This is a genomic window from Mycobacterium sp. SMC-8, from assembly GCF_025263565.1.
Classification (GTDB): Bacteria; Actinomycetota; Actinomycetes; order Mycobacteriales; family Mycobacteriaceae; genus Mycobacterium.
Genome location: NZ_CP079865.1, coordinates 3,048,322 through 3,061,704, shown reverse-complemented (window position 1 = coordinate 3,061,704; position 13,383 = coordinate 3,048,322). Strand labels below are relative to the sequence as shown.

Annotated in this window: 10 protein-coding genes and 1 pseudogene; 7 read left to right on the top strand and 4 right to left on the bottom strand. The window is 68.9% G+C overall.

All coding sequences use genetic code 11. From position 1 onward, the window contains the following. Nucleotides 1-14 precede the first annotated feature (14 nt). Nucleotides 15-788 (top strand): ExeA family protein, encoded by a 774-nt coding sequence (locus KXD97_RS14900; protein ID WP_260757981.1) that lies wholly within the window; start codon nt 15-17, stop codon nt 786-788. Between the two features lie 154 nt (nt 789-942). Continuing rightward, nucleotides 943-1,416: pseudogene (locus tag KXD97_RS14895) on the top strand (TetR/AcrR family transcriptional regulator); the annotation flags it as partial. A 2-nt stretch (nt 1,417-1,418) separates the two neighbouring features. Here KXD97_RS14895 and KXD97_RS14890 read toward each other — a convergent pair. From KXD97_RS14890 to KXD97_RS14880, 3 genes are read right to left on the bottom strand one after another with little or no spacing between them, the layout of a single operon-like run. Then, complete coding sequence (locus tag KXD97_RS14890) at nt 1,419-1,727, bottom strand: heme-binding protein (RefSeq protein WP_260757980.1); 309 nt, start codon at nt 1,725-1,727, stop codon at nt 1,419-1,421. A gap of 42 nt (nt 1,728-1,769) precedes the next feature. Further along, a complete protein-coding gene (locus KXD97_RS14885; protein ID WP_260757625.1) occupies nt 1,770-2,108 on the bottom strand; it encodes a heme-binding protein in 339 nt (112 codons plus the stop codon). 17 nt (nt 2,109-2,125) lie between these two features. Continuing rightward, nucleotides 2,126-2,482, bottom strand: coding sequence for a hypothetical protein (locus tag KXD97_RS14880; protein ID WP_260757624.1), 357 nt, complete (start codon nt 2,480-2,482; stop codon nt 2,126-2,128). 249 nt (nt 2,483-2,731) lie between these two features. On the opposite strand from KXD97_RS14880, the gene KXD97_RS14875 reads away from it, so the two are divergent. The 3 genes from KXD97_RS14875 to KXD97_RS14865 are packed head-to-tail and all read left to right on the top strand — an operon-like array spanning nt 2,732 to nt 5,665. Continuing rightward, on the top strand, nt 2,732-3,289 hold the full coding sequence (locus KXD97_RS14875) for a hypothetical protein (protein WP_260757623.1): 558 nt from the start codon (nt 2,732-2,734) through the stop codon (nt 3,287-3,289). Between the two features lie 28 nt (nt 3,290-3,317). Further along, a complete protein-coding gene (locus tag KXD97_RS14870; RefSeq protein ID WP_260757622.1) occupies nt 3,318-4,640 on the top strand; it encodes a peroxidase in 1,323 nt (440 codons plus the stop codon). Nucleotides 4,641-4,648: 8 nt separating this feature from the next. Next, nucleotides 4,649-5,665: a hypothetical protein gene (locus KXD97_RS14865; protein WP_260757621.1), complete on the top strand. Its 1,017-nt coding sequence runs from the start codon at nt 4,649-4,651 to the stop codon at nt 5,663-5,665. Here the strand turns inward: KXD97_RS14865 and KXD97_RS14860 are convergent, their stop codons facing one another. After that, a complete protein-coding gene (locus KXD97_RS14860; protein ID WP_260757620.1) occupies nt 5,666-7,858 on the bottom strand; it encodes an AAA family ATPase in 2,193 nt (730 codons plus the stop codon). It abuts the gene before it with no gap. A 98-nt stretch (nt 7,859-7,956) separates the two neighbouring features. On the opposite strand from KXD97_RS14860, the gene KXD97_RS14855 reads away from it, so the two are divergent. Together KXD97_RS14855 and nei2 are read left to right on the top strand one after the other, a co-directional pair. Next, entirely contained in the window at nt 7,957-12,507 is a 4,551-nt protein-coding gene (locus KXD97_RS14855; RefSeq protein ID WP_260757617.1) for an ATP-dependent helicase, read from the top strand. Then, a complete protein-coding gene (gene nei2 / locus KXD97_RS14850; protein ID WP_260757616.1) occupies nt 12,507-13,259 on the top strand; it encodes an endonuclease VIII Nei2 in 753 nt (250 codons plus the stop codon). Before KXD97_RS14855 ends, nei2 begins: the two co-directional genes overlap by 1 nt. The last annotated feature ends 124 nt before the right edge of the window (nt 13,260-13,383 follow it).

The following is a 13,383-nucleotide window of genomic DNA, read 5'->3' as shown; positions in this document are numbered from 1 at the left end:
GGGGATTCTCCCGGATGCCGTTCGGACGCGACCTCGCCCCCTCGATGCTGCACCGCTATCCCGGACACAGCGAAGCGATCGCCCGGATCTCCTGGTGTGTGGACCAATGCGCCATCGGAGTCATCACCGGCGAAGTCGGTGCCGGCAAAACCGTGGCCATCCGCGCCGCAGCCACCTCCTTGGATCCGGCGCGACACGTCATCATCTACCTGGCCAACCCCACCATCGGCGTGCGCGGCATGCTCACCCACATCGTGGCTGCCCTCGGACACACCCCGGTCTTTCACACCGCCCGACTGGCACCCCAGGCCGCCGACGCTCTGGCCGCCGAACACGCCGAACGCGGCCGCAGCCCCGTGCTGGTCGTCGATGAAGCCCACCTGCTCGACAACCATCAACTAGAAGCGATCCGGCTGCTGACCAACCACGACATGGACTCCGGATCCCCATTCGCCGTCGTACTCGTCGGCCAACCCACCCTGCGCCACCGGCTACGTCTCGGAGTCCTGGCCGCCCTGGACCAGCGCATCGCAGTGCGCTACACCCTGCCCGGCATGACACCAGACGACACCGCCGACTACATCAACCACCACACCAAAATCGCCGGCCGCTCCGACGTCCTATTCGCCGACGACGCGATCACCTTGATCCACAATGCCTCGCGCGGGCACCCCCGCGCGGTCAACAACCTCGCCCTGCACGCCCTGACCGCCGCGTTCGCCGCCGGTCACTCCATCGTCGGAGAGAAAGCCGCACGCATCGCCATCAGCGAAACAGCAACCGACTGAACCCAAGTCGCTTCACCGCGACGAACACCACGTCACCACGACGACGACCCCGTCACGACGACGACCACGGCCCCGCTCACCACACCGAGCGGGGCCGTTCCCATCGGCCACTCGTCACCAAACTCGATGATGCCCATATCCTCATCCACAGCGACGGGCAACAGCCGTCGTCCGCGCGGAGGGCGAACGGATGTTCCAGGCCACCAACACCCCTCCCCTGCCCGGTCAGTCGCTGTTCGCTCAGGTCCGCACCGGCGTGCTCGCCTATCTGCGCTACGACGAGGAGCACCCGCACCGGGCCTGGGCGGCATACACGGGAACAGGGCGGTCCGATCCGGTGCTGCGCGGCATCGAAAACGTCGACAACGATCGGCAGGCCGACCGGATCATGGACCGCGTCACCGAAGCCGCCGGCCCGGTCGACGCGAAGGTGGAGCGCGATCTGCGCGCGACCGTCTACGGCTGGCTGGCGTTCACGTTCGAGATGTGCCGGCAGCGCCTGCTGGACGCCTCACTGGATGCAGACCTGATCGCCGATCTCTGTGCCCACGGCCTGATGGACGCGGTGGGCCGGGTGCCGGGCATCCCGGCCGTGCTCGTCGAGTCCGTCGCGCCGCACCAGCGCTGAGGTCAGCCCTGACAGCGGTTGCGGAAATCCACCAGCGGCTGCCGGATGTTCCGCAGGTCGGCGGCCACCTGCGGATTGGCATCCATGTACGCGGTCACCGCGGCCTTCTTCTCCTCGCGCGGCTTGTCCTTGAGCGTGGTGAAGAAGTCGTTGACCGGCGGGTGGGTGAACAGGTAGGCCGACGTGGCGGCGCTGACGCCGGTCATGACACCGGCGAGGTCGGCCGCCGTGCAGTTGGGCGCCGCCGGCTGGGCGTGAGCGGTGGCCGACGACAGGACGACGCCGGCCGCGCCGAGCGCCGCGGCGGTCATCCGCCGCACAGAGATCTTTCGCACCCAGCGATCGTAGGCTGCTCAGCCGCCGCAGCGTTTGCGAAAGTCCACCATGGGCTGCCGGATTGCCTGCAGCTCCGCCCGTACCTGCGGGTTGGCGTCCATGTAGGTCTGCAGCGCCGCGCGACGCGCTTCCGGCGGCTGCCCCTTGAGGCTGGTGAAGAAGTCGTTGACGGGCGGATGGGTGTACAGGTACGCCGACGTCGCCGCCATCACCCCGGTCATCGTCCCCGCCAGGTCTGCCGAAGAGCAGGTCGGCGGAGCCGGTGGCGGCGGCTGTGCGGCGGCGGACGCGGCGGTACCGAGCACGGCGGCGCAGCCGATCGCGGCCAGCACGGGTGCCAGGAAATGAGATGCCATGCGCTTCTCCTCGGTTCTCATCGTCCGCCGCGTCCGCCGCCGCCGCCGGGGCGGCCCCCGCCGCCGCCCGGCCGTCCCGGGTTGCCGATATCCGGACGACCGGGTCGTCCGATATCGGGCGGACGAGGATTGACATCGATATCGGCATCGAAATCGACGTTCCACCACTCGGTGCAGTCGTAGTAGTCCAGATCGCACGGGTAGGGCACGTACGGGCCTTCGCCCGGGCCGGCCCCGGTGTCGGAGCCGCGTACGGTGCCCTGCGAACAGATCGTCGTGCCGCCGGCACTGGTGCAATCGGCAACGGCGGGCGGCGCGATGGCGATGCCGGTGCAACACACCACCGGTGCGACGAGCAGGTAAACCAACCGCATCTTGCACACTCCCTGCGTTGGTTCGCGCACAGCCTCATTGGCTCACGGATCGCTGCGTCAGCGTAGGCAGCGGCCCCCGCCCACGGCATCCCCCACAACGGGTGAAAGAGTTTGCCGCTCTGAGGAATTACCGTAGGCAAGTATCCAAGTTCCTCACAGCCGGGTCGGCGCTTCCCCCGGATCGGGGGACGACAGCACCGCAGACAGCGCCCTACGCTGCGCCACAGAGGCGATCGGAGGCTGACCGCGATGGTGGACGAACAAAGCTGGACACGACCGGCGGCCATGGCGATCCCACCGGAGGGCTACCACGAGCTGGAGCGCGGCCGCTACGGTCCGGTATATCCGCGCACCCCCGCCTGCTACGGGTTCTCGATCATCGCGAAGGTCAAGGAGGGCCGCGAAGAAGCCGTGCGTGCCTACGGCAAACAGATCGAGGACGCGATCGCCGGTAGTCCCGACGTCCTGGCACCGTTACGGCTGCACTACCTACGCTGGGTGCTGTTCGACGTCGGATCCGGCCTGCACTTCCAGTACCAGGGCATCTTCGACACCGACTTCGACAAGTACACCGAGGACGCCGTCCGCCTGTTCAGCGCCACCGGGATCACCACGGTGTTCACCAATCTCGAAGGTTTTCCCGAGGATTGGCAGAGCAACCCCGAAGCCTTCATCACGTTCGTCCGCGAGCATCAGTACCCCAGTTTCCTCGAATATGGGGAGTACCCGTATGTGACCGCGGACGAGATCAAGAAGGCGTTGCGGCTGAAGGCGGCCTTCTCCGACATGCTCGACCAGATGCAGTGATGAGAGCTCGCGCGAAGATCCGATCGCAGTGACCCTTCAGCTCGACGACATCCAGCACATCCTGCTGACCCGCACACCCGCCATGACCGGGCGCTACGAGTTCCTGACGTTCGACCATCCGGCCGGTGGAAGAGCCTGGCTCACCGAGCTTCTCGACGTCGTTCAGTCGGCCGCGGACGTCACCGCCACCATGGACGCTTCGCGACGCTGGGTCACGGTCGCCTTCACCTGGGCCGGGCTGCGCGCACTGGGAGTCTCCGATTCGAGCCTGGCCACATTTCCCGACGAGTTCCGTGAGGGTATGGCGGCGCGGGCCGACATCCTCGGCGATACCGGCGCGAACGCCCCGGAGCACTGGGTGGGTGGACTGGCCGGAGACGCCCTCCACGCTATCGCGATCCTGTTCGCCCGCGACGACGAGGAACACGCCCGCTGTGTCGGCGAACACGATGCGCTGGTGGCCCGCTGCGACGGTGTGCGGACCCTGTCCTATCTGGACCTGAACGCCCACCCGCCGTTCAACTACGCCCACGACCATTTCGGATTCCGCGACCGGCTGTCCCAGCCCGTCATCAAGGGCTCGGGCGAGGAACCGACCCCGGGTTCGGGTGCGGCGCTCGAGCCAGGCGAGTTCATCCTCGGCTATCCCGACGAGGACGGCCCCGTCGCCGATCTACCGCAACCGGATGTTCTGTCCCGCAACGGGAGCTACCTGGCCTACCGCCGACTGCAGGAGCACGTCGGGGCGTTTCGCGCGTACCTCGCCGACAACGCCGCGACTTCGGAGGAGCAAGAGTTGCTGGCCGCGAAGTTCATGGGACGCTGGCGCAGCGGGGCTCCCCTGGTGCTCGCGCCCGACGCCGACGATCCCGAGCTGGGTGCAGACCCGATGCGCAACAACGACTTCAACTATAAGGAGATGGATCCGTTCGGCTATGCGTGTCCGCTCGGTTCGCACGCCCGGCGACTGAACCCGCGAGACACCGCGCACTACATGAACCGCCGCAGGATGATCCGCCGAGGGGCGACGTACGGGCCCGCACTGCCCGACGGGGCGCCCGAGGACGGCGTCGATCGCGGGATCGCCGCATTCATCATCTGCGCCAGCCTGGTGCGACAGTTCGAGTTCGCCCAGAACGTGTGGATCAACGACAAGACGTTCCACGAACTCGGCAATGAGCACGACCCTATCTGCGGCGCCCAGGACGGCACGCTCGACTTCACCGTCCCCAGACGTCCGATCCGCAAGGTCCACAAGGGTATTCCGGCGTTCACCACGCTTCGGGGCGGCGCCTACTTCTTCCTGCCCGGGCTCAACGCCCTGCGATACCTCGCCACGCTCGGCGGTTAGGAGTGTCGATGGCCACACGACCAGCCCGAACCTACAACCAGGACCACCTGCCACGGCCCCGCGACGGCCGGCGGCGGGTGAGCATCTACTGGACGTGGAGTTATCCCTGGGAATCGCAACGTGATCCGGCGGCAATGAGCAACCGCTTCTCGACCATGACCGAGGTTCGCAACGTCGCCTACCCCGCCTACGAGACCCCGGAGTTCGACGCGGCCCACTTCCTGCAGGGCATCGCCGGAACACTCGAGCTCTTCCACCGGTCCACGCTCACATTCCAGGATCTGGTAGGCGAGGTGACCGGACACCCGGTCGCCGTCTTCCAGCGCGTCGACCAGGCCGGCTACTACCAACCCCTCGACGAGCGGATCCTGGCCGACGCCGACACGCTGATGGTGTTCGGCCTCGACCACCTGGACTCCGAACTCGAAGCGGAACGCGACGAAGTGGAAGCGCTGCGCGAGTGGCTGCACCGTGAGGACACCTGCCTGCTACTCGCCCCGCATCACGATGTCGGCTTCACCGACGATCTCGGCCAGCGGCAGGTCGAGTACCTTCACCACGGGGACCGCCTAGTCCCGCGCCAGCAGCGGTTCAGCAGGTACACCCGCTCATTGATGCGCGCGCTGGGGGTGCCGGTGCACAACATCTGGGGACTGCGCCCTGCCGTGCTGAGCGGAACGCGAGACCCGGTACCGCTCAACGCCTATCACGAGTTCGACGAGCGTGGACTGCTGACCGATGTGCCGACGCTGAGCTTTCATCAGCACCTGCCGCACTACGAACTGACCGCACCGGAAGGCGCGACTCTGCGCGTCCTGGCCCGCCAGCCTATCGACCTGAACCGTCCCCATCCGTTCACCGACGCCGGCAATTCCGCGTTCAACGCCGTGGTCTGGATGCCCCCGGACGGGGACCGCGCCGGTGACATCGTGCTGATCGACTCGACGCACTTCACCACGCTGTTCGGCGGGACACAGAGTCTGCAGAACCTGTGGCGGAACCTGGCGACGATGACCGAGGGGTGATCAATCCGTGATCAGGCCAACCCTTTTCGCCTCGCTCACCGCGTCGGCACGTGACGACACCCCCAGCTTGCGGTAAATGGATGTCGCCTGACTCTTGGCCGTCTCACGGCCGATCACCAACTCCTCGGCGATCCGCTGCAGCGACAGGTGGCTGGCCAGATGCGGCAGCAACCGCAGTTCGGCAGCGGTCAACGGGCGGGCACCGCCGGCCGCCATCGCCTTGACGCGGTCGATGCGCTGGATCAGCGCGGTCGCGTCGGGCTCACGGTGACAGGTGCGCTCAGCGGCGGCCAGATGCCGGGCGAGCAGATCCGGATCCTGGATGACCGCCGCCGTCCACGCCAGCAGTCCGTGGCCGAGAAGTGCTGTGCGCGCGGACAGACTGCCCAGCCGGGCCAGCAGGGTCTCGGTCACGGTCACCGCCTGTCCGACGTCCTCACCGACTCGTGCGGCCATCACCGCGCTGGTGGCGTACACGACGATCATCGGCACAACGTCGCACAGGTCGTACTTGTCGGCCAGCGTCCGGGCCGCCTCGCTGCGCTGCACCGCGGCTTCGTCATCGCCGGCAGCGAGGTCGAGCAGCGCCAGGTGCGCCAGCGCCGCGGCATGGAATCCCGGCAGTTCGTCGATCACCGGCAGTGCGGCCTCCAGCAGACCGCGAGCGCGGGTGGCGTTGCCGCGCATGGCCTCCGCGGCGCCCTTCATGACGGTGGCCGCGCCCCACCACGGGTTCACCAGATTGTCCCCGGCCGCGCGGACGACGTCGGCCTGCCGCACCACTTCGTTGACCCCGTTCGCGCCCAGAAGCGAACTGATCAGCGCCACCGCCACTTTCACCGAGGGTGTGCCGTCGGACAGCGGGTGCCCACGGTCGGCGCGCACCGCCAGCATCAGTGACCGCTGGATCAACTCGGCGTCGGCCGTCGTCACCCCCAGCCAGGCGCGCGCGACCGCGGCGTCGGGGTGCTCGGCGAACGTGCGCGCATCCAGCATCGTCAACCGGCGCGCCAGCACCCCGGCCCGCCCGTCGAAGCCCAGTCGGACCGCCTCGCAGTTCACCAGGGCAGCGGCCCGCTCACGGTTCCCTGCGTCGACGGCGTGCACCAGCGCACCGTCGATGTCACCGTCCCGTTCCAGCAGATCTGCTGCGCGCGTGGCCAATTCACGGAAACGGGCCGGCGCGTTGAGACGCAGCCGGACGCGGAGCACATCGCCGAACAGGTGGTGGTAGCGATACCAAATCCGTTGGTGGTCAGTCGCCATCAGGAAGGGATTGCCCGATCCCGTCAGCGTCGCCAGCATGCGCGCGGAGTCGTCGCGGCCCAGCACGGTGTCGAGCTGCTCGGCGGTGAAGCGTCCGAGCACCGCCGACTCGACCAGAAACGTCGCGGTGTTCGCGTCGAGCCGGTCGATGACCTCTTCGACCACATAGTCGACCACCAAGTTGTCGCGTCCGGCCAGCGTCTCAAGCGTGGTGCCGTCCCGCAACGCCATCGCGGTCAGCACCACGCCCGCCGGCCACCCCTCGCAGAGGTCGACGACGGCTGAGATCGTCGCATCGTCACATGCACCGCTGACGGAGGTGAGCACGTCGACCGACTCCTGGGGGGAGAACCGCAGCACCTCTTGGTCGATCCGCACGACGGCGCGCTGCAGCCCGCGCCGCGCCAGGCCCAGCGGCAACACATACCGACCGACCAGCACGGCGGTGGTCGTCGGCGGCGCCTGGTCGAGCAGCATCTGCAGTGCGGTCACCGCTGCGGGGTCGGAGAGCTTGTGCACGTCGTCGAGCAGCACCACCAGCGCGCCGCAGCCGTCCAGCAGCTCGACCACCGCGGGCACCAGCTGAGCCTGCGGGCTGCGCCCGGGACCCCGCAGATAGCGCAGCAGATCGCTGTCTCCGCCGGTGAGCTGCACGACAGCCGTCGCGATGTGCAGCAGCAGGTGCACCGGGTCGTCGTCGAGATGATCGATGCGGACCCAGGCGAACGGCCGCGCGTCCGCGGCGTCCCACAGCGCGGCCGCGGTGGTCTTGCCGTAGCCGGCGGGGGCGGACACGACGACGACGTCACCGCCGTCCGCCGCCGTCAGCCGCCGGAGCACCCCCGGGCGTCGGATGACGCGGTCAGCGATCCTCGGCCGGCCGATCGTCGCGGCCGGAATCCGGGGCCGCCAGTCCCCCGCCAGCACGTCAAAATCCTAAACCCGACCCACGGTGACGTGCTCGTTTTCGCTTTATGGACTGGTGCACAGATCGGATGTCGGTGCCCGAGGGCACCATGGAAGCCATGTCTGTCACCACCGATGCGCTGTCACGCTTCTCCGCGTTGACGCGCGAATGGTTCGCGGGCACCTTCGTCGAGCCCACACCGGCGCAGGCGCAGGCCTGGAATGCGATCGCCGACGGCGACAACACACTGGTCATCGCGCCGACCGGATCGGGCAAGACGCTCGCGGCGTTCTTGTGGGCGATCGACGGGCTGGCCCGTGATCCCGAGGCCACCCGCGGCACCCGGGTGTTGTACGTCTCTCCGCTGAAGGCGCTGGCCGTGGACGTCGAACGCAACCTACGCACTCCGCTGACCGGTATCTCGCGGATCGCCGAACGTACCGGTGAGCAACCACCGGCCATCAGCGTGGGGGTCCGTTCCGGCGACACCACGCCCAGTAAGCGCCGCGAGCTGATCAGCAAGCCGCCCGACATCCTGATCACCACGCCGGAATCGTTGTTCCTGATGCTGACCTCGGCGGCCCGCGAGACATTGGCCGACGTTCAAACGGTCATCGTCGACGAGGTGCACGCGGTGGCGGGCACCAAGCGGGGCGCCCACCTGGCGTTGTCCCTGGAGCGCCTCGACGCGATGCTGCCCCGGCCGGCCCAGCGGATCGGGCTGTCGGCCACCGTGCGTCCACCCGAGGAGGTGGCCCGATTCCTGTCCGGTGCGGCCCCGACCACCATCGTCGCACCGCCCGCGGCCAAGACATTCGATCTGACCGTGCAGGTTCCGGTGCCCGACATGGCCAACCTTGAGGGCAACTCGATCTGGCCCGAAGTGGAGCAGCGCATCGTCGACCTGATCGAGGCTCACAATTCCTCGATCGTGTTCGCCAACTCGCGGCGGCTGGCCGAGCGGTTGACCGCCCGGCTCAATGAGATCCACGCCGAGCGGGCGGGTATCGAGCTCGGCGCACACAACCCCGGGGTGGCCGGCGGCTCCCCAGCCCACCTGATGGGCAGCGGGCAGACCTACGGCGCGGAGCCGGTGCTGGCCCGCGCGCATCACGGTTCGGTCAGCAAGGAGGCCCGCGCGGACGTCGAGGAGGCACTCAAGAGCGGCCGGCTCAAGGCGGTCGTGGCCACGTCCAGCCTGGAGCTCGGCATCGACATGGGCTCGGTCGACCTGGTGATCCAGGTGGAGACGCCGCCGTCGGTGGCCAGCGGGCTGCAACGCATCGGCCGCGCCGGCCACCAGGTCGGCGAGATCAGCCAGGGCGTGCTGTTCCCCAAGCACCGCACCGACCTGATCGGCTGCGCGGTCAGTGTGCAGCGGATGCTGGCAGGCCAGATCGAGACGATGCGGGTGCCCGCCAACCCGCTGGACGTGCTCGCCCAGCACACCGTGGCGGCGTGCGCGCTGGAGCCGGTCAACGCCGAGGCCTGGTTCGACACCGTGCGCCGTAGCGCCCCCTTCGCGACACTGCCCCGCAGCGCGTACGAGGCGACGCTGGATCTGCTGTCGGGCAAGTACCCGTCGACGGAGTTCGCCGAACTGCGGCCGCGCATCGTCTACGACCGCGACAGCGGCACCCTGACGTCCCGGCCCGGCGCCCAGCGGCTGGCCGTCACCTCCGGCGGGGCCATCCCGGACCGCGGCATGTTCACCGTGTACCTGGCCACCAATGCGGACTCCGAAAAGCCTTCGCGCGTTGGCGAACTCGACGAGGAGATGGTCTACGAGTCCCGGCCCGGCGACGTCATCTCCTTGGGTGCGACCAGCTGGCGGATCACCGAGATCACCCATGACCGGGTGCTCGTCATCCCCGCCCCCGGCGAGCCCGCCCGGCTGCCGTTCTGGCGAGGCGACGGTGTGGGCCGGCCCGCGGAGCTCGGGGCGGCCATCGGCGCGTTCAACGGAGAGCTGGCCCGGCTGGACCGGGCGGCATTCGAATCCCGCTGCCAGGAAGTGGGTTTCGACGCATTCGCCACCGACAACCTGTGGCAGCTGATCTCCGAACAGCGGGAGGCCACCTCGGCTGTGCCGTCGGACACCACGCTGGTGGTGGAACGGTTCCGCGACGAGCTCGGCGACTGGCGCATCATCCTGCATTCCCCGTACGGGCTGCGGGTGCACGGGCCGCTGGCGTTGGCGGTCGGCAAACGGCTCTACGAGCGGTACGGCATCGATGAGAAGCCGACCGCGTCCGACGACGGCATCATCGTGCGGCTGCCCGACACCGACGACACCGCCCCCGGCGCAGACATCTTCGTGTTCGAGCCCGACGAGATCGAGCCCCTGGTGACCGCCGAGGTCAGCTCGTCGGCGCTGTTCGCGTCCCGGTTCCGGGAGTGCGCCGCCCGCGCTCTGCTGCTGCCGCGCCGGCACCCGGGCAAGCGCTCGCCGCTGTGGCACCAACGTCAGCGGGCCGCCCAGCTGCTCGACGTCGCGCGCGGTTATCCGGATTTCCCGATCGTGCTCGAAGCGGTCCGGGAATGCCTGCAGGACGTCTACGACGTCCCGATGCTGGTCGACCTGATGTCGCGCATCGCGCAGCGGCGGGTGCGGCTACTCGAGGTCGAGACTGCGACCCCGTCACCGTTCGCGGCGTCGCTGCTGTTCGGCTATGTCGGCGCGTTCATGTACGAAGGTGACAGCCCGCTGGCCGAACGCCGCGCCGCCGCACTGTCTCTGGATCCGACGCTGCTGGCCGAACTGCTCGGCCGCGTCGAGCTGCGCGAGCTGCTCGACGCCGACGTGGTCGCCACCACGGCGCGGCAGCTGCAGCACCTGACACCGGAACGGCTGGCCCGCGACGCCGAGGGGGTCGCCGACCTGCTGCGGCTACTCGGACCGCTGACCACCGACGAGATCGCCGCGCGCTGTGAGCATTCCGAGATCGGCGGCTGGCTGGAAGGTCTGCTGAGCGCCAAACGGGTGCTGCAGGTGTCCTTCGCCGGGCAGTCCTGGTGGGCCGCCATCGAGGACATCGGCCGGCTGCGCGACGGTGTCGGTGTGGCGGTGCCGGTGGGTGTGCCGATGGCGTTCCTGGAGCAGGTGGTCGATCCGCTGGGCGAGTTGCTGTCGCGGTATGCGCGCACACGGGGCCCGTTCACCACCGCCGAGGCGGCCGCCCGTTTCGGGTTGGGGCTGCGCGTGGCCGCCGACGTGTTGGGCCGGCTGGCCGTCGACGGCAAGCTGGTGCGCGGCGAATTCACCGACGTGGCCGCCGATTCCGGGGAGCAGTGGTGCGACACGGAGGTGCTGCGCATCCTGCGCCGGCGGTCGCTGGCAGCGCTGCGGGCCCAAATCGAGCCGGTCAGCACCGCGGCGTTCGGGCGCTTCCTGCCCTCGTGGCAGATGCTCGGCGGCGATACGGTCACCGGTGTCGACGGCCTGGCCGCGGTGATCGACCAGCTGGCGGGAGTGCCGATGCCGGCGTCGGCGGTCGAGCCGCTGATCTTCGGGCAGCGGGTGCGCGACTACCAGCCCGGCATGCTCGACGAACTGCTGGCCTCCGGGGAGGTGCTGTGGTCGGGTGCCGGTTCGCTGTCCACGGCCGACGGCTGGGTCGCGTTCCATCTGGCCGAGACCGCTCCGTTGTCGCTGGCGCCGCCCGGGGAACTCGACCTCACCGACGTGCACCATGCGGTGCTGGGCGCACTGGCCGGCGGCGGGGCGTACTTCTTCCGGCAGCTATCGGTCGACGGCGTCACCGCGGCCTCGTTGAAAGAGGCGTTGTGGCAATTGATCTGGGCGGGATATGTCGGCGGTGACACGTTCGCTCCGGTGCGGGCGCTGCTGGCGGGCACTCGGGGCACCGGTCAGCGCCGGGCGGCGACGCCGTCGCACCGGCATCGCCGGGCTCCCCGGCTGAACCGCTACAGCTTGAGCACGTCGAACCTCAGCGCGCACCGCGACACCGACCCGACGGTGGCGGGTCGCTGGTCGGCGCTACCGGTCGCCGAGGTCGACACCACCATGCGCGCGCACTACCAGGCCGAACAACTGCTGGCGCGGCACGGCGTGCTGACCAGGGGCGCCGTGGCCGGTGAGAACTTCCGGGGGAACGTGCCCGGCGGGTTCGCGTCGATGTACAAGGTGCTGACCACGATGGAAGAGGCCGGCCGGTGTCAGCGCGGCTATTTCGTGGAGTCCCTCGGCGGCGCGCAGTTCGCGACGGCCAGCACCGTCGACCGGTTGCGCAGCCACGCCGACAGCATCGACGACCAGCAGCAGAACCTGCGCGCGATCGCGATCGCGGCGACCGATCCGGCCAACCCGTACGGCGCCGCGCTGCCGTGGCCGTTACGCGACACCGACGGCGACAAGGCGCACCGTCCCGGCCGCAAGGCCGGCGCGTTGGTGGTGCTGGTCGACGGAGAGTTGGCCTGGTTCGTCGAGCGGGGCGGCCGGTCGCTGCTGAGCTTCACCGCCGATGCCGGGATCAACAACGCCGCCGGTGCGGCGCTGGCGGAACTGGTGACGCGGCAACGGGTTCCGGGGCTGCTGGTGGAGCGCATCGACGGTGTGCCGGTGCTGGAGTCGCGAGATTCGGTGGTGGCCGAGGCGCTGACGACGGCCGGGTTCTCGCGCACCCCCCGCGGGCTGCGGTTGCGCTGATGCCCGAGGGAGACACCGTCTATCGGGCCGCATGGAAGCTCCGCGAGGCGCTGGAGGGACGTGAGCTGACCCGCTGCGATGTCCGCGTGCCCCGCTACGCGGCGGTGGATCTCAGCGGTCAGGTGGTCGATGAAGTGCTCAGCCGCGGCAAGCACCTGTTCATCCGGGTCGGGCAGGCCAGCATCCATTCGCATCTGAAGATGGAAGGGGCGTGGGTGATCGGCCGGGTCCGGGTGCCGGAGTACAAGATTCGGATCGTGCTGGAGACCGCGCAGTCTCGGGCGTCGGGTGTTGATCTGGGTGTCCTGGAAGTGCTGGATCGCGCCACCGACATGGACGCCGTCGCCCACCTCGGCCCGGATCTGCTCGGCCCTGACTGGTCGGCGCCGGTGGCGGCAGCCAACCTGATGGCCCACCCGGACCGTCCGTTGGCCGAGGCGCTGCTCGATCAGCGGGTGCTGGCCGGCGTCGGCAATGTGTACGCCAACGAGATCTCTTTCGTGTTCGGGTTGCGTCCGAGCACCGCGGTCGGCGAACTGACCGACCCGCTGCGCGTCGTCAACCGGGCTCAACAGATGTTGTGGCTCAACAGAATCCGCCTCAACCGCACCACAACGGGTAATACCAGGCCGGGTCAGGATGTGTGGGTGTACGGCCGGGCTGGTCTGCCCTGCCGTCGCTGCGGCACGCTCATCGAGACGGACAAGGGCGGCGACCGGGTCACCTATTGGTGCGCCACCTGCCAGCGCTGACCGCCCGCCCATATCCGCCGAAATCGCATTCCACGCGCCCACCTGTGCATAATTCCAGCGCCACACGCAATCTCGGCGAATCAGTCCGCGACGAAATCGCATTCCACGCGCCCACCTGTGCATA